The 19,779-nt window shown below is 64.4% G+C and carries 13 protein-coding genes; 1 reads left to right on the top strand and 12 read right to left on the bottom strand.

Annotated features, from left to right (window positions below; translation table 11 throughout):
• Positions 1-29: 29 nt before the first annotated feature.
• The 5 genes from ACZ92H_RS07735 to ACZ92H_RS07715 all read right to left on the bottom strand — a co-directional run bounded on the left by ACZ92H_RS07735 (position 30) and on the right by ACZ92H_RS07715 (position 7,220).
• Positions 30-1,502, bottom strand: a complete 1,473-nt coding sequence (locus ACZ92H_RS07735; RefSeq protein ID WP_131373290.1) for an amino acid permease — start codon at positions 1,500-1,502, stop codon at positions 30-32.
• Positions 1,503-2,093: 591 nt separating this feature from the next.
• On the bottom strand, positions 2,094-3,524 hold the full coding sequence (locus ACZ92H_RS07730) for an amino acid permease (protein WP_465048893.1): 1,431 nt from the start codon (positions 3,522-3,524) through the stop codon (positions 2,094-2,096).
• Between the two features lie 116 nt (positions 3,525-3,640).
• On the bottom strand, positions 3,641-4,099 hold the full coding sequence (locus ACZ92H_RS07725) for a RidA family protein (protein WP_465048892.1): 459 nt from the start codon (positions 4,097-4,099) through the stop codon (positions 3,641-3,643).
• Positions 4,100-4,354: 255 nt separating this feature from the next.
• Positions 4,355-5,938 (bottom strand): ABC-F family ATP-binding cassette domain-containing protein, encoded by a 1,584-nt coding sequence (locus ACZ92H_RS07720; protein ID WP_465048891.1) that lies wholly within the window; start codon positions 5,936-5,938, stop codon positions 4,355-4,357.
• A 169-nt stretch (positions 5,939-6,107) separates the two neighbouring features.
• Positions 6,108-7,220 (bottom strand): NADH:flavin oxidoreductase/NADH oxidase, encoded by a 1,113-nt coding sequence (locus tag ACZ92H_RS07715; RefSeq protein ID WP_465048890.1) that lies wholly within the window; start codon positions 7,218-7,220, stop codon positions 6,108-6,110.
• Positions 7,221-7,396: 176 nt separating this feature from the next.
• Between ACZ92H_RS07715 and ACZ92H_RS07710 the strand changes: the two genes are divergently transcribed.
• Positions 7,397-7,954 carry a glycine zipper 2TM domain-containing protein gene (locus ACZ92H_RS07710; protein ID WP_465048889.1) on the top strand — a complete coding sequence of 186 codons (558 nt, stop codon included), beginning with the start codon at positions 7,397-7,399 and terminating at the stop codon, positions 7,952-7,954.
• A gap of 109 nt (positions 7,955-8,063) precedes the next feature.
• Here ACZ92H_RS07710 and ACZ92H_RS07705 read toward each other — a convergent pair whose 3' ends face one another.
• From ACZ92H_RS07705 to astA, 7 genes are all read right to left on the bottom strand, one after another.
• A complete protein-coding gene (locus ACZ92H_RS07705; protein WP_131373284.1) occupies positions 8,064-8,573 on the bottom strand; it encodes a DUF1993 domain-containing protein in 510 nt (169 codons plus the stop codon).
• Between the two features lie 100 nt (positions 8,574-8,673).
• Positions 8,674-9,660, bottom strand: a complete 987-nt coding sequence (locus ACZ92H_RS07700) for a DUF2167 domain-containing protein (protein ID WP_465048888.1) — start codon at positions 9,658-9,660, stop codon at positions 8,674-8,676.
• A gap of 145 nt (positions 9,661-9,805) precedes the next feature.
• Positions 9,806-10,831 carry a succinylglutamate desuccinylase gene (locus tag ACZ92H_RS07695; RefSeq protein ID WP_465048887.1) on the bottom strand — a complete coding sequence of 342 codons (1,026 nt, stop codon included), beginning with the start codon at positions 10,829-10,831 and terminating at the stop codon, positions 9,806-9,808.
• Positions 10,831-15,543 carry an NAD-glutamate dehydrogenase domain-containing protein gene (locus ACZ92H_RS07690; RefSeq protein WP_465048886.1) on the bottom strand — a complete coding sequence of 1,571 codons (4,713 nt, stop codon included), beginning with the start codon at positions 15,541-15,543 and terminating at the stop codon, positions 10,831-10,833. The genes ACZ92H_RS07695 and ACZ92H_RS07690 overlap by 1 nt, the downstream gene beginning before the upstream one ends.
• Before the next feature lie 322 nt (positions 15,544-15,865).
• Positions 15,866-17,206 carry an N-succinylarginine dihydrolase gene (gene astB / locus ACZ92H_RS07685; RefSeq protein ID WP_465048885.1) on the bottom strand — a complete coding sequence of 447 codons (1,341 nt, stop codon included), beginning with the start codon at positions 17,204-17,206 and terminating at the stop codon, positions 15,866-15,868.
• Between the two features lie 25 nt (positions 17,207-17,231).
• On the bottom strand, positions 17,232-18,722 hold the full coding sequence (astD, locus tag ACZ92H_RS07680) for a succinylglutamate-semialdehyde dehydrogenase (RefSeq protein WP_465048884.1): 1,491 nt from the start codon (positions 18,720-18,722) through the stop codon (positions 17,232-17,234).
• Positions 18,715-19,767, bottom strand: a complete 1,053-nt coding sequence (astA, locus tag ACZ92H_RS07675) for an arginine N-succinyltransferase (RefSeq protein WP_131373278.1) — start codon at positions 19,765-19,767, stop codon at positions 18,715-18,717. The genes astD and astA overlap by 8 nt, the downstream gene beginning before the upstream one ends.
• Positions 19,768-19,779: the final 12 nt, after the last annotated feature.

Raw genomic sequence — 19,779 nt, 5'->3', positions numbered from 1 at the left:
GCGGCGGTTTTTGAGTCGACAACGCGACATCACTTGGCTTGCTTGCCCAGGTGCGAATGCCGCACGCTGTACAGGAAGTAAATGGCCACCGTCACCGCCATCCAGATGCTGAACACGACGAACGTCGTATGCGGCAAGTCGCGCATGATGTACAGGCAGGCGAGCACGCTCAGGCCGGGAATCACGTACGGGCCGAACGGCACGCTGAAGCCTTCGATGCGGTTGGCCCCCTGCTTGTGGCGCAGCACGGGCACGGCGATCGACACCACCATGAAGGCCGTCAGGGTGCCGATGCTGACCATGTCCCACAAATACGTCGCGTCGACCGTGCCCGCCACCACGGCCACCACCAGGCAGACGATGATGGTATTGCTGACCGGCACCAGGGTGCGCGGGTGGATCTTCTGGAACGATTTCGGGATCAGGCCGTCGCGGCTGACGGCGAACAGGATGCGCGTCTGGCCATAGATCGTCACCAGCGTCACGCTGAAGACGGAAATGACGGCGCCGGCCGACAGCACCAGCGCGGGCCAGGTCTTGCCCGTGACGTTTTGCAGGATCACCGCCAGGCCCGCTTCCTGGCCTTCGAACAGCTTGGCCTGTTGCGCGCCCAGGGCGGCCACGGCCACCAGCAAGTAAAACACGGTGACGATCAGCAAGGCGCCAAGGATGCCGCGCGGCACATTGCGCGTGGGATTTTTCACTTCGTCGCCCGCCGTGGCCACCGTGTCGAGGCCGATGAAGGAAAAGAACACGGTGCCGGCGGCGGCCGTCACGCCCGTCATGCCGGCAAAGCCCTTGCTGTTGTCGGCATTAAAGAAGGGGAAGAAATTGTCGGCATTGAAGCCGGAAAACGCGATGACGATGAAAAATACGAGGATCGCCAGCTTGATGATGACCATGATGGCATTCATCAGCGCCGATTCCTTGGCGCCGCGCAGCAGCAGGAAGCCGCACATGCAGATCAGGAAGATGGGCGGCAGATTGATGTGGCCGGCCCGGAATTCCATGCCGTGGGGGCCGGAGACGATCATCGGCGTGCGCAGCATCTCGGGGATGTGCCAGCCAAACGCATTTTCCAGGAAGTTGTTCAGATACGATGACCAGCCGATGGCCACGGCACTGCCGGCCAGCCCGTACTCGAGCAGCAGACAGGCGGCCATGATGAAGGCAAGAAACTCGCCCACCGTGGCGTAGGCAAACGAATACGAGGAGCCGGAAGCGGGGATGCGGAACGACAGTTCCGCATAGCACAGCGCTGTCAGGCCGGCCGTGATGGCAGCGATGAGGAAGGACAGGATGACCGATGGGCCCGCCTTGGGAACGGCTTCAACCATGGTGAAGAAGATGCCCGTGCCAACGGTGGCGCCGACGCCGATCATGGTAAGGGAGAACAGGCCGATGGACCGGCTCAAGCCACTGCTGCTGAGGCCTTCACCATACTCGACCGTGGTATCGATCGGCTTGGTGCGGCAAATTTTCTGGACCAGGGTTTGGCTCACTAGGCTTCCTTTATGAGGCATGCTGTTGGAACTCCGATCAAAACCCGCTGCGCGTGGCGATTCGCGGCCGGCGATGCTCACGGACTCGGCGTCCCCGTGCATTCGCACGGTTGCGCTTCCTGGCCACGACGCATCCCGCGCGCTGCGGTTTTGTCAGATGTTGCTCGAAACATGACGGGTAAAAACACTTAAAAACGGCGCTCCGGCCTTAAGTAAGCCCCAATAAATTCTTGTGTTTTCTAGCTTCCATAAGTGGCGCGCTGCTGCGTTACCCATCGCTAGCAGTGCTCGCACTGCGTCGCGCCGGGCGCCTTGCATCACATCCACTTCTGTTTGCTATAAATTCACAATCATTTCCTGGAGATTACTTACCTGGAAAAAACCGGAAAGATCGCGTCCATTTTCAAAACTAAGCGATTATAGGGCTTTCATCGGCCCAGCTAAACAGAACTTTGATGCGAGGAAACAACGCCAGGCCTGCGCCGGCCAAACGGCGCACGTGCCGGCGGCGATGGAAATTGCTTGTATGAAATAAAAAGCGCGCCGCTGCAGAAGCAGGGGCGCGCCGTGGATCAGTTCAAGCGAGCTGACTTATTTCTTGCCGTGCGGGGCATCGGCCGGTGGCCAGCCTGCTTCGTAGCCTTGCGGCACGTCTTCGCGGCGCTCTTTCGGCGCCAGGCCCAGCACGTAATACAGCACCGTCAGCAGGATCAGCCAGGCCGGTCCGATCATCAGGGCGATGCGCGTATCGGGGAAATACGCCATCAGGCCGATCACCAGCGCCAGGAAGGCCAGCGAAATCCAGGAACCATATGGCGCGAACGGCATGCGGAAGGCCAGGTTCTTGATTTCCAGCGGCGTCAAGGTCTTGCGGAACTGGATCTGCGTCACCAGGATCACGCCCCAGGTCCAGACGGCGCCGAAGGTGGAGATCGACGTCACCCAGATAAACACTTTTTCCGGCACCATGTAGTTTAGCAGCACGCCGAGCAGCAGCGCCACGACGGACACCATGATGGCGCGGCGCGGCACGCCGCTGGCCGTGGTTTCCGCAAACGCTTTCGGCGCCTGGCCTTGCAGCGCCAGGTTGTACAGCATGCGACCCGTGCTGAAGATGCCGCCATTGCACGAGGACAAGGCCGCCGTCAGCACGACGAAGTTGATGATGCCGGCCGCCGTCTTGATGCCCAGGCGTTCGAAGGTCATGACGAACGGGCTGCCGGTGGTGCCGATTTCATTCCACGGGTAGATCGACAGGATGACGAACAGCGCGCCGACATAGAAAATCAGGATGCGCCAGAACACGGAATTGATGGCGTCCGGGATCGACTTCTTCGGGTTCGCCGCTTCGCCGGCCGTCAGGCCGATCATTTCCACGCCCAGGTAGGCAAACATCACCATCTGCAAGGACATCAGCACGCCCTGCGCGCCATTCGGGAAGAAGCCGCCATGCGTCCACAGGTTGGAAATGCCGATGGCCACGCCGTCATTGCCGAAACCGAAGATGATCATGCCGGCGCCGCCGACGATCATCAGGATGATGGTGACGACCTTGATCAGGGCAAACCAGAACTCGAACTCGCCGTAGGCTTTCACGGCCAGCAGGTTGATGGCGCCCATGGAGCCGAGGGCCGCCAAGGCCCAGATCCAGCGCGGCACGTCCGGGAACCAGATGCCCATGTAGATGGCGACGGCGGTAATTTCCGCCACACAAGTCACCAGCCACAGGAACCAGTAATTCCAGCCCGTCAGATAGCCTTGCAGGGGGCCCAGGTAATCCTGGGCATAGCGGCTGAAGGAGCCGGCGACGGGATTGTGCACGGCCATTTCGCCCAGCGCGCGCATGATCATGAAGATGACCGCGCCACCGATAATATACGACAGCATGATGCCGGGACCGGCCATCTTGATGGCGTTGCCGGAGCCCAGAAACAGGCCCACGCCAATCGCGGCGCCCAGCGCCATCAGGCGAATCTGCCGCTCGCCCAGGCCGCGGTGCAAGCCTTGTTCACTCGTTTTCATTACGTGTCTCCGTTTTTTCTAGAATGCACCTGTCCCTCCACCCAATGGCGGTTCCGCTCTTGCTGGAAAGGAGGAAAGGGCTGGCCGGCGGGAAAGCCGCCGGCATGCTCAGATGATCAGGCCAGTTCGGCGATCAGTTCGATCTCGACGCAAGCGCCCAGCGGGATTTGCGCCACGCCGAAGGCCGAGCGGGCATGCTTGCCGCTGTCGCCGAAGACGTCGACGAACAGTTCCGAGGCGCCATTGGTGACCAGGTGCTGCTCCGTGAAGGTGGCGGTGGAATTGACCAGGCTCATGACCTTGACGATGCGCTTGACCTTGTTCAAGTCGCCGCCGCATGCGTCTTGCAGGGTCGCGATCAGTTCGATGGCGATGCCGCGCGCGGCCACTTTGCCTTCTTCCGTCGTGACATCCTTGCCCAGCTGGCCAACCCAGACCTTGCCATCCTTCTTGGCCAGGTGGCCGGACAGGAAGACGGTATTGCCCGTGCGGGCATGCATCACGTAGGCAGCAGCGGGCGCGGCAACGACTGGCAATTCGATGTTGAGGGCCTTGAGTTTTTCGTAAAACGACATGCTATTTCTCCAAGAAAACAATATAAACGAAACCGAAATTCATGAACGGCTGGGCTGGCATGACGCTGCCCCGGCCGCGCGGTCATGGACCGCCAACAGTGCCAGATTAAACGTCATCATATTGGTGAACCAGCAGTTTTAGTTCACAAATAGGCCCGGTTATTCAGTGGATTATACCGACAATCAAACAAAATTCAGCATCGTTTCATGAAGCATGCTCTGCAGGCATGAAGCGTGACTTTTTTTATTAAATTGTCACTTATGCAATGTCAAGCCCTGCGGGTCAAGGTTGATCGCATCCAGAAATGCCCGGTCATGCGAAACCACAAGTAACGCGCCCGCGTATTGTCCCAGCATCTGTTCCAGCGCCTGCAGGCTGGCCAGGTCCAGGTGATTGTCCGGTTCATCGAGCAGCAGCAACTGCGGCGGCGCCTGGGCGTACAGTTCGGCGGCCAGGGCCACTTTCATGCGCTCGCCGCCGCTGAGCAGGCGACTGGGCAGAGTGGCGCGCGCGCCGGCGATGCCCAGCAGTGCCAGCCGCGTGCGCAACTCGCCTTCCGGCAAGAGGCTGTTGCGTGCCTGCAAGCGCTGCACGGCGCTCCACTCGCCATCGCGCCCTCCGGCGTGCTGGTCCAGCCACGCCACCCTGGCATGGCAGCGCACCTCGCCACTGGCCGGTGCCAGCTGGCCGGCGATCACGCGCAGCAGGGTCGACTTGCCGCTGCCATTGTCTCCCGTCACGGCCAGGCGGCGCGGGCCGCTCATGACCAGGTTCAAAGGCTGGGCCTGGCCATATGGCAAGACCAGCTCGCGCAATTCCAGGATGAGTTTTCCGTTCGGCACGGCGCTGTCGGGCGCCAGCAACAGGCGTTCCACCTCTGGCGCGCAGCGGGCGCTGGCATCCGCCACCCTTTGCTGGCGCGCCTGCTGCGCTTCCTGCGCGCGCAGGCGCAGCTTGCCCTGGCTATCCTGGCTCTTCTCCTTTTTCGCGTCGAGCAGCAGCTTGCTTTGATTGCCTTCGCGGCCGTCCCGCTCACCGCGCATCACCCGTTTCTGCTGGCGCTCTGCCTGTTGCTGCGCCGCGCGCTGTTCACGCCTGGCACTGGCTTTTTCCGCCTGCAGGGCCGCCGTGAATCCCGCCTGCTCCAGCGCGCGTTGCTGGGCATACACGGCGTAGTTGCCGCCATAGCTGCGCAAGCCCTGGCTGGACAATTCGACGATGTCGTCCACGTGCTCCAGCAAGCCACGATCATGGCTGATCAGCAGCAAGCCACGCGGCCAGCGCGCCATCTGCGCCACCAGCCGCGCACGCTGCTGCGCGTCGAGATGGTTGCTGGGTTCATCGAGCACCAGCCAGTCCGCCTGCGACAGCCAGGCGCCCTGCAAGGCGATGCGCTGGCGCTCGCCACCGCTCAGGCTCGCCGTAGGCGTGCCGGCGTCGAGGTGACGCAAATCGATGGCGTCGAGGGCCTGGCGCAGGCGGGCATGGGCATCCCAGCGCTCGCCCACCAGCGCGTAATCGGCTTCATCCACGCCGCCTTGCGCGATGCGGTCCAAGGCGGCCAGCAAGGCAGTCACGCCGGCCAGCGCCGCCACGGTGGGATAGCGCCGCGCGTCCAGTTCCTGCGCCACGTAATGCACGCTGCCGTCGCAGCGCACGGCGCCGCTCGATGGCCGCACCTGCCCCGCCAGCAGGCGCGCCAGCACGCTCTTGCCCGCGCCGTTATCGCCGACGAGGCCGATACGCCGCGGGGCAAAGGACAGTTGCAAATCAGAAAAAAGAGTACGGCCATCGGGCAGCACACAGGAAAGACGGTCGAGTTGTAGTAATGCAGGCATGGATACTCCTTGTATGTGCAGACAGGGCTGGCGTACCCGCGGGCGCAATGGGGCGCTGGCGGGAAGGGCGAGGCCGTGCACAGCACGGCAGTATCAATGGCGCATGTCGAAGCGTCCTGGAGGAATGAGGTAGGGAAACGCGAGTGTAGCAGAACGGGCAATGATCCGCTCAGCGCTGGCCCAGGGTCGTGTCGCCGAACAGCTGCTTGTATTCGCGCGGCTGCGAGCGCCAGTACTGGGGCGGCGCCTGCACCTGCGCGCCCAGCTGGGCCGCCGCATGCCAGGGCCAGCGCGGGTCGAACAGGATGGCGCGCGCCAGCGCCACCATGTCGGATTGACCTTGCGCAATGATGTCTTCCGCCTGCTGCGCTTGCGTGATCAAGCCGACGCTGATGGTGGGCAAGCCGCTGTCGCGCTTGATGCGCTCGGCAAACGCCACCTGGTAGCCTGGCCCCACGGGAATCTGCTGCTGCGGAGAAATCCCGCCGCTGGACACGTGGATGAAGTCGGCGCCCAGCTGCTTGAGCTCCTGCGCGAAACGCACGCTTTGCTCGATCTCCCAGCCGCCCTCGACCCAGTCGGTGGCGGAAATGCGCACGCCCACGGCCACGCTGGCGGGCACGGCGGCGCGCACGGCTTCATAGACTTCCAGCGGAAAGCGCATGCGGTTGTCCAGGCTGCCGCCATACGCATCGGTGCGGTGATTCGACAGGGGCGACAGGAACTGGTGCAGCAGATAACCGTGCGCCGCATGCAGTTCGATGCCCTCGATGCCGAGCGCATGCACGCGCCGGGCGGCGGCGACAAAGGCGCCCTTCACTTGCAGCAAGCCCATGTCGTCCAGGGCGATCGGCACGGTTTCACCGGGCGCATGGGCGATGGCGGACGGCGCCACCGTTTGCCATCCCCCTTCGGCCAGGTGCACGCAGGAACCGCCTTCCCAGGGCGCGCGGCTCGATGCCTTGCGTCCCGCATGGCCCAGCTGCACCACCAGGGGAATCGGGGAGTGGCGGCGGATGGCTTGCACCACCTTGGCCAGCGCCGTCTGGTTCGCGTCCGACCACAGGCCCAGGTCCGCGGCCGAGATGCGTCCCTCGGGCGAGACGGCCGTCGCTTCCGTCATCAGCAAGCCCGCGCCGGACAGGGCCAGGTGGCCCAGGTGGATCATGTGCCAGTCGGTGGCGTTGCCATTGTCGGCCGAGTACTGGCACATGGGGGCGATGGCGATACGGTTGGCCACCTGCAAGGGTCCCAGCGCATACGGCGTGAATAACTGGCTCATGGCGGACTCCGGAAAAGGGGAAGCACCGATTCTACTGTGCTTTGGACATCGGGGCTTACACCTGCTTACGTTTGATACAGCGCACCGTCTAGCCTTGCGCGGCCGGCCCCGCTAATCTGGACACATCAACAACACAGCAGCAATACAGCAGCAACACCTTGCCCCCAGGAGAACACATGAACACGACGACCACCGCCAACCGCATCCACCCCTTGATGGCCGGCGCCGCCATTTCCGTCACGGTCCTGTGCCTGGTGGGCGCGGCGTCCATCGCCGGCATCCTGCCCACTTCGCGGGCCAACGTGCCGGCCACGCCAGCCATGCCTGCGGACGTGGCTGGCATGACGCCGGCGAGTGCCGCCGCCCTGGCCGCGCCAATCGCCGCGCCGCTGGCCGCTCCCGTCGTGGCACAGGCGGCGCCTGCCCCGGCGCCGGCACCCGTCGCGCACAAGCGCGTCGTGCACCACACGCAGGTGGCGCAAGCGCGCCCTGCCTACAATGACAACAACGATGGCTACCGCGAGACGGCGTACCGCGAACCCGCGCGTCAGCCGGCGCCGGCGCCGGCCCAGCCCAACTACGTGGGCATCGGCACGGGCGCCGTCATCGGCGGCCTGATCGGCAATCAGGTGGGCGGTGGCCGCGGCAAGGCGCTGGCGACAGTGGCCGGCGTGATCGGCGGCGGCATGCTGGGTAACGCAGTGCAGAACCAGGTCCAGCAGCCGCAACGATAAAAAACCTGCTGCGCGTGGCGCCTTGCGGCCTACGATGCCCACTGTGCTTCAGCACCCTTGCGCTTCTCGGCCACAAATCATTGCCGCTGGCGACGGTTTTTCAGGCCGATCAATCGTAAGGGCCAAGATAGTCGAGCTTGCCCACGGCCACGCCATTGTTGCGCAAGATGGCGTGGACCATGGAAACGTGGAAATAGAAATTCGGCAGGGCAAAACTGAGCAGGTAATTATCGCCCGAGAATTTCTTGCCCTCGTCGGTCCAGTTCAACACCACTTCCTTCTGTGCACTGCCCGCCATCTGCCCCGCGCTGACACCGTCGATATACGCGATGGTGTTGGCGATGCGTTCCTGCAATTGCTCGAACGACGCTTCGTTATCCTCGAATTTCGGCGCCGCAATGCCGCTCAGGCGCTCGATGGACATTTTCGACGTGTCGCTGGCGCGCTGCACCTGCGCCGTCAAGTCCAGCATGTCGGGCGCCAGCCGCGCACTCAAGACGATGTCCGGCACGATGCCGTCCTGCTCGACGTGTGACTGGGCTTTTTCCAGCAAGGCGGACACGACGCGCAAGCCGCGGATGAAGACGGGAACGCTGGCCTGGTACATGGACACGGACATGGTGGACTCCTCGATAGTGAACGATGAGCCAGTGTACCCGAGGCGCCCTCTTCCGGCAGCGCCCCCATGTGCGTCCGCGCACTGACCGGCGCAGTTCGTCCTACTTCTCCAGATTGACCTTGCCATCCGGCCCATGGCCCGGCTGTTCAAGCGGTTCCTGCTGCGGTGCGGGTTGCGGCTGCGGCTTTTCCTTGCGCTTGCCGCCAACGAAGCGGACGATGGCCGCGCCCGCGCCCGCCACGGCCAGGATCAGCACTTTTTTGAAGGCCAGCAACAGCGCCAGCAGCTTGCCAAACAGGCCCAGCTTGCTGGCCACGCCGCCCGCCACCAGTGCCGCCAGGCCGTATTCCGCCACCTTGTCCGTCTTGCTGTCGAAATCCGTGTAGCGGTTACCCTCGGTAAATTCCGTGAACGCCGTCACTTGCTGCATTTCCTGCCTGATCGCCGCGATCTGCTCCATGCCGGCGATCGCATTCAGGTTCAGCACGCCTTCACGGCCCAGCACGCGCACATTGTAGTTCAGGGAATGCGCGCCGCCGTCAACCATCAGGTCCTTGGCCCAGTACAGCTTGTGGGTATCCTTGGCATAGCTGGGTTTTTCCGCCCAGCCCATCAAATGGATGCCGGGATAGCCCTGTTTCTTGCGCTCCGCGTTGTTTTCCAGCACGGACGCCTGCATATCCTTGAGTAATTCGTCATAGTTGATGCTGTCCGCGTCGTCGTCCTTGATATGCCCTTCCTTTTCATACGTGACGATGACACCCCAGCTGTCGCGCTCCAGCACATTGGTCCTGGCGGGCACGATCATGCCCAGCGTCTGGAAGCCCGGTGGATTGCCCCAGGCATCGACCAGCACGCGCTCGGCATCGGCGGGCGCCAGGTAGCGGAAAGTGTCCGGCAAATCCAGGGTAGCGATACCGCCAGGCAAAGTGATCTTGCCCCGCTGAAGGTGCAACTGGGCGAGGAATTGCTCGACTGTCATTTCCGCGGCGTCGGCCTTGGCATCGGCCTTGTCCCCGGCATGGGCGGCACACAGCAAGCCGGAAAGAGTCAGGCACAGCACGGCGGCCAGCAGGCGTTTCAACATGATCGGTCCAGAAATTATTAAAGGGTAAATATTCTAAACCAGTTGATTGCCTAATGGATAATTATTTCCACACGGAATTTTTGTATGAAAAAGCGCCAGGCGGGTTTCCCCGGCTGGCGCCTGACGTACGCACACGGCACAAGGGTCAAGACACGCGCACCACCATCATCCCCGCGCGCAAGCCCACGCGCACGTCCGGATTCGGGAACACCACCAGTTCTTCCGCGTGCCGCACCGTATACACGTGGTCGCCATCGCTGGCGATCACGGCATGCTGCGGCAGGGACGTGAAATTCTGCGTGCTGCGGTCGAAGGCCATGCGGAATTCATCGCTGTGCTTGATGATTTCCTGCGCCACCTTGAACACGTGCGGCGCCGCCTTGACCGGCTGCGCGGGCAGCCCGCGCAACAGGCCGTCCAGCGCCCGCGACACGTCGTCGAACAGGGACAAATCGTTCTGCCCCAGCGTGCCCACGCGGCCCAGTTCCACCGTGCTGGCGGCCGCGCCGAAATGCTCGGCCGAGTAATAGCTGTAGGTGCCGGCCGATTGCGGATTCATGATGATGGCGCCGATGGCCGCCTGGCCCAGCCAGGCGATCAGCTGCGCCTTGGCCGCGTCGGCTACCAGGTCCGGCACGATGGCGAACGTGGGGTACACGGATGGCCGGATGGCCGTGTGCAAATCCAGGTGCCAGCGCTCGGCGCCCGCCGCGTCGAAGAACGCCTGTGTGGCGGCGATCATTTCATCGGCGCGCGCGCTTTCCGCCGCTTGCGCCAGGCTGCCCCGCACGGGACGGAACATGCGATTCAGGTCGGCGTCGATGAAACGCTTGCCGGCGCGGATCGCATCGACATTGCCCACGCAAACGAGCAGGTCGACGGCCAGTGCCGACGCATCGCGCGACAGCGCGTCGAGCAGGTGCGCCAGCACTTCGATCGGCCCCGTCTCGTCGCCATGCACGCCCACCGAGACGAGCACGCTGGCGCGGCCGTCCCCTGGTTTGCGCACTTGCAGCATGCCCGGAGCCGGCAAGGCCACCGTGAAGCCGGCGTCGGCGAACAGCTGCGCCACGGCGCTGAAATCGGCCGCGGCCAGCGCCTGCACGGCCGGCGGCAAGCCGCCAGCGCCCGCTACTGCCTGCGTTGCTACGTGTGTCGCTTCTTGCGTCATTACACCGCCGCTTCCGCTGTGGGTTTCGCCGCGATTTTATTCACGGCTTCCGACAAGGTCCACACATCCAGCATGGCTTGCTCCAGTTCCGTCGCCGCCACGTAGGCCGACAGGCCCAGCGCACCCGTCACCGCATCGACGGCCTGGCCCGCGCTGCCTTGCTCGGCGCGCGCCAGCACTTGCGTCAGCAGGCGCTGTTGCGTGCGGCGCAGGGCTTGCTGCGCGTAGTTGCGCAGCTGCTCCTGCGACTTGCCTTGCGCGGCCAGCTTCAGGCCACGCTCCAGCGTGTCGATGCCCGCCTGGCTGCGCAGGGCCAGGCCCACTTGCAGGAAGGAAGCCAGGTCCATCGAGGCAGGACGCGGCACGGACAGGGCCGGGAACAGGAAACCAGAAACGACTTCCAGCGCGTCGACCGCGTCCCACGCCTGCACGAAGGCCGGCTTGAGGCCCGGTACCAGCGCCGCTTCCGACTTGATGCCGACGGCCTGCAGCAGTTCGCGCTTCGATTCCGCGCCGAACAGGCCAGTCAGCTCGGCCAGGCCCGCGCCGCGCAATTGCTCGGCCGGCACGGACAGCACGCCGGCGATCATGGTCTGCTGCAGCACGCGCGTTTGCGCATCGACCTTGATCGACACCTCGCGTGGAATCGTCAAGGCATCCGCGTCGAGCGCGTCGAACACGGGCGCCAGGTTCAAGGCCACCCATGCCTGACCCCAGGCCAGAATCACGCTCGATTCATCCACGCCGTGTTCCGCCGCCAGGTCGCGGATCATCAACGGACCGCAGCGGTTGATCACTTCATTGGCCAGCACGGTCGCCAGGATGGCGTTGGCCAGCGGGTGGTCGAGCGCCGAACGGGTGGCCACCAGCAGGGACGGGAAGTAGGGCTTGAGCACCGGCTCGGCCCACGTTTCATCCGTCAAAGGCAAGGCGGAGAGGATGCGCTTGAAGCGGTTCTTGACGTTGGCGATCACCACCGCCAGTTCCGGCGTGGTCAGGCCACGGTTATCGAGCTTGCGGCGCGCCAGTTCGGCCACCGTCGGCAGCTGCTCCAGTTCGCGCGACAGGGCGCCCTCTTCTTCCAGGCTGGCGATCAGGGCGGCATAGCCATCCTGCACGGCGCTCTCGCTTTGCGCCTGCAATTCGCGCACCAGCAAATGCGTCTGCTGCGTGTTGTCGCGCAAGACCAGGCGCTCGACGTCGTCCGTCATCGCATACAGCTCGCGGTTGCGTTCTTCTTCCGTCAGCTTGCCGGCGTTGACTTCCACGTCCAGCCAGATTTTCACGTTCACTTCATGGTCCGAGCAGTCCACGCCGGCCGAATTGTCGATCGCATCGGTGAAGATGCGCCCGCCCGCCAGCGCGAACTCGATGCGGCCCGCCTGCGTCGCGCCCAGGTTGCCCCCTTCGGCGACCACTTTCACGCGCAGCTCGTTGCCATTCACGCGGATGTGATCATTCGCGCGGTCCTTCACCTGCGCGTGCGTCTCGGTGGAAGCCTTGATGTAGGTGCCGATGCCGCCGTTGTAGAACAGGTCCACGGGCGACTTCAGGATGCGGTGCATCAGTTCTTCCGGCGCCAGCGACGTCTCCGCGATATCGAGCGCGGCGCGGATCTGCGGCGACAGCTCGATCGTGCGGGCGGAGCGCGGATACACGCCGCCGCCTGCCGAAATCAGTTCCTTGTTGTAGTCGTCCCACGAAGAGCGCGGCAAGGCGAACAGGCGCGCGCGTTCCTCGAACGAGACGGCGACGTCCGGCGTCGGATCGAGGAAGATATGGCGGTGGTCGAACGCTGCCACCAGCTTCAGCTGGCGCGACAGCAGCACGCCATTGCCGAACACGTCGCCCGACATGTCGCCCACGCCGACCATGGTGATCGGCGTGGTGTTCAGATCATGGTCCATTTCATAGAAGTGGCGCTTCACGGCCTCGAACGCGCCCTTGGCGGTGATGCCCAGCTTCTTGTGGTCGTAGCCATTCGAGCCGCCCGAGGCGAACGCGTCGCCCAGCCAGAAGCCGCGCTGCACGGCGATGCCGTTGGCGATGTCCGAGAACGTGGCCGTGCCCTTGTCGGCGGCGACCACCAGGTAAGGATCGGCGTCATCGAAGCACACGGTGTCGACGGGCGGCACGATATTGCCCAGCGAACGGTTGTCCGTCACTTCCAGCAGGCTGGAAATGAACAGGCGGTACACGGCTTCGCCTTCAGCCGCGATGGTTTCGCGCACGGCGTCCTTCGGCATCATCTTGCAGACAAAACCGCCCTTCGCGCCAGCCGGCACAATGACGGCATTCTTGACCATCTGGGCCTTGACGAGGCCCAGCACTTCGGTGCGGTAGTCTTCCATGCGGTCGGACCAGCGCAAGCCGCCACGGGCGACCGGGCCGCCGCGCAGGTGCACGCCTTCGAAGCGGCGCGAGAAGACGAAAATCTCGCGGTAAGGGCGTGGTTCCGGCACCAGCGCCAGGCTGCTGGTGTCGAACTTGAAGATGATCTTGTCACCTTGCTGTTTGTTCTGGAAGTAGCTGGTGCGCAGGGTGGCGGCCATCAGGTCGGCCAGCGCGCCGAGGATTTCCTCCGTGTCCGCATGGTTCACGGAAGGCAGGCCGGCCTTGATGGCGGCGATTGTTTCCAGTGCGGCGGCATGCTGTGCATCGGACAGCGTCGGATCGAAGCGCTGCAGGAATGCATCGACCAGGGCCTTCACGTGGGCCGGCTGCTTGCGCAGGCTTTCGGCGATGTAGCGCACCGAGAAGCGGCTGCCCGTCTGGCGCCAGTAGCTGGTGTAGGCGCGCACCAGTTGCACTTCGCGCGTCGACAGGCCGCCCTCGATGACCAGGCCATTCAGGCGGCCGTCTTCGGCCGTGTCGTTGAACAGCGCCGCAAACAGTTCCTGCGCCACGGCGACGACGGATGGCTGCGCCAGTTTCGCCGCGCTGGCGGCATCGACCGTCAGGCTGGTGACGAAATAGCGCGTGCCTTCGGCAGGTGAAATGGAGTAGGCCTGTTCGCGGTCGATGGCCACGCCCGCATTGTGCAGGGCCGGCAGGATGGTCGACAGCGACGGCACCTTGTTGGCCGAGTACAGGCGGATGGTGGTGACGGCGCCCGTCTCGATGCGCACGGCCACGTGCGCCGGATCGGTGTTGCGCAGGATGGTGTCGAGGTCGCGGAAGGCGACGGCCGGCGCGGTGGCGGCCACGTAGTCGAGCGGCAGGGTGGCGCACAGCTTGCGCAGGCTGGTGCGCAGGACCACGTCGGGCACGGCGTCGGCGACGGCGGCAAAGCCGTTATGCCAGCCATCAAGCACGCCCAAGAGCGGCTGTTCGATATCCGTTTCCAGGTCCAGCGGGTAGCGCGCGGCATGGGCGATCAGGTAGACGCGCGCCAGCGGGCCGTCGGCCACCAGGGTTTGCGTGCTCACATGCGTGGCGCCGGAACTGGCCTGCAGGGCCTTCGCCAGGCTCGATGCCACGCTGGCGCTATAGCGTTCGCGCGGCAGGTACACCAGCACGTTCAGGTGGCGCGCATACACGTCGCGGCGCGCGAAGACCTTGGTGCGCGGCTGCTTGTACAGCGAAACGACGGCGCCGCACACCTGCGCCAGCCAGTCGAGGTCCGCTTCCAGCGCTTCCGTGCGCGGCAGCGATTCGAGGATCTCGCGGAATTTCTCGGCGCGGAAGCCTTGCTGGCGCACGCCGGCCAGGCTCAGCACCTTGGCCACGCGGCCGCGCGCAAAGGGCAGCGCCGCCAGCGGGGTGGAATTGCCGGCGCGGGTAAACAAGCCGACGAAGCAATGCTCGCCCAGGATCGCGCCTTGCGCATCCGTGTCGCGCACGCCGATGAAATCCAACTGCTGGTCGCGGTGCAAGGTACCGGCCACATCGGCCTTGACGATGGACAGCGCCGATTCCCGCTTGGCCAGGGTGTCGAAGTCGCCCGGGATATTCGCCAGGCAGGTGCCGTAGACGGGATGCGCCGTATCCTGCAGCACGCCCACGCGGCTCGGAATGTCGCGTTCCAGTTCGCGCACGCCCGGCTTGACGCGGTAATACGCGTAGCCGAACACTTCAAAACCGCCGCTGCGGGCCCACTCCAGGAAGGCGGCAACTTCCGCGCCTTCTTCGCCATGCTGGGCGGCGGCCGTGGCGACGGCGGCCAGGCGCTCGCTCATGGCGGCGCTGTCGCGGCGCACGACGGCAGCGTCGCGCGCCACCATGTCGATGGCGGCGACCAGCGCGGCCAGCGCGTCGGGCGCCAGTTCTTCATCGAGCAGCACCAGCACATACGATTCAAGCGGGTCACCGGACTGGCGCACCGCTTCCACGCTGCCGTCGGCGGCGCGGCGCACGGGCAGCACGGTATTCATCACGCCGCGCACTGCCAGGTGCTGGCGGCGCATGGCCATGACGATGGAGTCGACCAGGTATGGCATGTCTTCGTTCAGGATCAGCAAGGCGCTCGCCATGCCGCCACGGCCATCCGCATAGCGCAGGGTGGCGATCTGGCAGCCGCTGCCCGTGCGCCTGGCCGCTTGCGTGAAACCGTCGACCAGCACGGGCGCCAGGCTGTCGGGCGCGATATCGGCCAGGTCTTCCGCGTCGAGCGAGGCGAGCCAGGCTTGCACCAGCTCGACGACAGGCGCTGCCGCCTTGTCCTTGATCAGCTCCAGCGTTTGTGTACGCAAATCTTGTGGCGTGTGATTCATCTTGCATCTCCATTACGGTAATGTGAATGTCCAACGCTGTCGTTCGGGCTTGTGGCTGGGCGGCAGCGGTGTCAAGAGACGGGGGTCGCCCGTCCAATTCTGTGCTACGGAAAAAGTCATCCCCAATAAATTATTGTGATTTCTGACTTCCATAACCGGCGCTCTGCAAGGTGGCCGACGAGGCTTGCCCGCTGCTAGCAGTGCTCGCACTGCTAGCAGCGGGCGCCTTGCATAGCATCCAGTTCTGTTTGTCATAACTTCACAATAATGTCCCGTGGATTACTTAGCTGTCTCGGATTTTTTCTGTGTGTTTTTCTATCGCCTACAAGTCGTACAATCCCGGTAAGTTGAGGATGATCGTCAATTCTTCAAGCGCCGCATGCACTTCCAGCGCCAGCTGCGGGTCGGCCAGGTCGCTCGGCTCCAGATGGTCGCGGTAATGTTTTTCCACCCATGCCACCAGGCGATGGTACAGCGCTTCCGTCATGATCACGCCCTGGTGCATGGCGCGCGCTTCGGTTTCCGTCAGGGCCACGCGCAAGCGCAGGCAGGCCGGCCCGCCGCCGTTGCGCATGCTCTGGCGCAGGTCGAAATGAATCAGTTCATCGACCGGGCCGCCGCTGGCCACCAGGCCTTCCAGGTAGCGCGAGACGGCGCGGTTTTCCTGGCACTCCTGCGGAATCACCAGCGCCATCCTGCCGCCTTCCTTCGTCAACAACTGGCTGTTGAACAGATAGCTGCTGACGGCGTCCGCGATCGGCACCTGGCCCGTGTCCACGCGCAGCGCCTCCAGCTGCGCGCCCGTGGCGGCGACGGCGCGGTGCAGCTGCGACAGGCTCGCTTCTTCGTCGGCAAACGCCTGCTCGTGATAGAACAGCACATTACCGTTGCCGACGGCGATGACGTCGTTATGGAACACGCCCTGGTCGATCACGTCCGGGTTCTGCTGCACGTACACGGTGCGCTTGGCATCCAGGCCATGCAGGCGCGCCACGGCTTGCGACGCTTCCAGGGTCTGGCGCGCCGGGTAGCGCTTCGGACTCGGTGCCGATGGATCGAATTCCACCCGACCATACACGAACAATTCAACCGATGGCGCGCCATGGCCGGCGCCCAGGCGCGTGTGGTTGGCCGCGCCTTCGTCGCCAAAGGCGGGCGTCGACGGCAGCGCCTCGTGCACGGCAAAGTGCTGCTCGTCGCTGAAGATGGCGCGCAGGCTGCGCGCCGACTGCGCGTGCTCGAAGGCGCGGTGCAGCTTGTTATTCAGGTTGGCGGCCGTGAAATGCACGCGGCCATCCTGGGTGTCGGCGGACGGGCTGACGGTGGCCGCGTTCGCCGTCCACATGGGCGAGGCGGAATACGCGCAAGCCAGGATGACGGGCGACTCCTGGTAGGCGCGCGCCAGCACCTCGGCGTCCGTGCCCGTGAAACCGATGGAGCGCAGCAGGCGGAAATTCGGCCGGTCCTGCGGCGGCAGCAAGGCTTGCGCAAAGCCGCTCGCGGCCAGGGCGCGCATCTTGGCCAGGCCCTGCAGGGCAGCCTGCTTCGGATTGGAGGCGCTTTTCACATTGCTGAACGAGGCCACGTTGCCAAACGACAGTCCCGCATAGTTATGCGATGGGCCGACCAGGCCGTCAAAATTGTATTCGCGCGTGCTGTGCATGGGGATTCCTTGATAAATCTAAAACTTAAAAGTTCAGGCCGGGCGACAGCTTGGCCGGCATTTCCAATGCGCTGTTCTCGATCGAGGCGACCGGATAGGCGCAGTAGTCTGCCGCGTAATAGGCGCTCGGACGGTGGTTGCCCGACTTGCCGATGCCGCCGAATGGCGCCGTGCTGGCCGCGCCCGTGGTCGGACGGTTCCAGTTGATGATGCCGGCGCGCGCGCGCGTCTGGAACGTTTGCCACAGGGCCGGATCGTCCGACAGCAGCGCCGCGGCCAGGCCGAATTCGGTGGCGTTGGCCACTTTCAGGGCCGTGGCGAAATCGGCCACGCGGACCACTTGCAGCAGGGGGCCGAACCATTCCTCGTCGGGGATACCAGCGGCATGGGTGACGTCGACGATGCCGGCCGTCACAAAGCCCGCCTCGGGATTGAGCTGGCGCATCTGCAGCAAGGTGGTGCCGCCCTTGGCGACCATGTCCGCCTGCGCCTGCACCAGGCGCGCGGCCACGGCGGCGGAAACGACAGGCCCCATGAAGGGCTGCGGCTGCGCGTCGGAGGCGCCGATGCCCAGTTTCGCCGCCACTTCCACCAGGCGCGCCACAAACGCCGCGCCAGCGGCGTTGTCCTGCACCACCAGGCGGCGCGCGCAGGTGCAGCGCTGGCCGGCCGAGACAAAGGCGGAGAAGATGGCGTGGTGCACGGCCGCGTCCACGTCCTGCACGTCCCACACCACCAAAGCGTTGTTGCCGCCCATTTCCAGCGCCAGCATCTTGCCCGGCTGGCCGCCGAACTGGCGGTGCAGGCTGATGCCCGTCTGGCAGGAACCCGTAAACAGCACGCCGTCGAGCAAGGCATTCGCGCCCAGGGCCACGCCCGTGTCGCGCCCGCCGTTGACGAGGTTGACGACGCCATCCGGCAAGCCTGCCTGCTGCCACAGCTGCACGGTTTTCACGGCCGTGCGCGGCGCATATTCGCTGGGCTTGAAGACGACGGTGTTACCGGCGATCAGGGCCGGCACGATGTGGCCGTTCGGCAGGTGACCGGGGAAGTTATACGGGCCGAAGACGCCGAAGACGCCATGCGGGCGGTGGCGCAGCACGGCGTCGCCATCGGCGATCTTGCTCTGCGTGATGCCCGTGCGCGCGTGATACGACTGCACCGAGATGTCGATCTTGTTGGCCATGGTGGCCACTTCCGTGCGCGACTCCCACAGCGGTTTGCCCACTTCTTCCGAGATCAGCAGCGCCAGCGCCTCCGCGTGCTCCTTCAGCAGTTCGCGAAAGCGCACGCAGATGGCGATGCGCTCATCGACGGGCGTGTCGGCCCACGCGTCAAAGGCGCCGCGCGCGGCCTGGCAAGCCTCTTCGACCTGTGTTGGCGTCGCTTCCAGGCTGGCCCACGTCTGCTTGCCGTTCGACGGGTCGATGGTGAGCAGTTCGCGGCCCGTGCCTGGCAGCCAGGCGCCGTTGATGAAGTTCGATGCTGCGGCAGATGAATTAAACACATTAGACATGGGTATGCTTCCTCGGGTTGAGTGACAGCGTGCGCACGGTGTCGCCGTTGTGGCTACGCAGCAGATGCAGTTCAGCGTCATCGAGCGCGATCTTGCCGTTATGCGGATTGGCGCTGGTGACGATCATGCGGAAATCTTTCAGGTCGGTGTTCGACACCAGGTAAGGCTCGGCCTGGGCAGCATCGCCACAGGCGTCGGGAGCCGTCTCGGCATCGAGCACGGCGGGCATGCTGTCGCGCATGGCGCGCAGCTCGGAGACGCGCGCCTGCAGCACGGGGCCGGCGTCGAAAATGTCGACATAGCCTTCGAAGTGCAAGCCTTCCTGTTCCAGCAGGCGGCGCGCGGGCGCCGTGCTCAGATGTACCTTGCCGATGACTTCCTGCGCCTCGTCGGGCAGGTAGGCCACGTACATGGGCTGGCGCGGCATCAGTTCGGCGATGAAGGATTTTTTTCCCAGGCTCGTCAAGTCGTCGACGTGGTGGAAATCCATCTTGAAGAAATGGCGGCCCAGGCCCTCGTAGAATGGCGAGCTGCCATCCGGCGCCTGGTAGCCGCGCATTTCCGCGATCAGCTTTTCCGTGAACAGGTGCGGGAACTGGGCGATGAAGAGGAAACGGCTTTTCGACAGCAGCTTGCCGTTGTTGCCGCTGCGGTAATCGGGGTGCAAAAACAGCGAGCACAGTTCCGTGCTGCCCGTCAGGTCGTTCGACAGGTACAGCGTTTCCATGCGCGTAAACACATCGAGCTCGCGGCTCGAATGCACGAGGGTGCCGATGCGGTAGTTGTAGAATGGTTCGTCCAGGCCCACGGCGCCCTTGATGGCGCACACGCCGGCCAGGCGGCCCGTATCGGTATCCTCCATGACGAACATGTAGTCGCGCTTTTCGGGCGGGATGGTTTCGGCGAACGAGGCGCAGGCGATGGCCAGGCGGTCGCCCAGCATCTTCATGTCCGGCTTGAGGGTGGTCATGCCCGTGCCGACCTGGCTGGCCAGGCCATACAGGGCATCGAGGTCGTTGGCGTTGATGGCGCGTACTACTAGCATAAAATGGACTCC

It is taken from the genome of Janthinobacterium foliorum (assembly GCF_978021625.1).
This window is presented reverse-complemented; position numbering and strand designations above follow the sequence as displayed.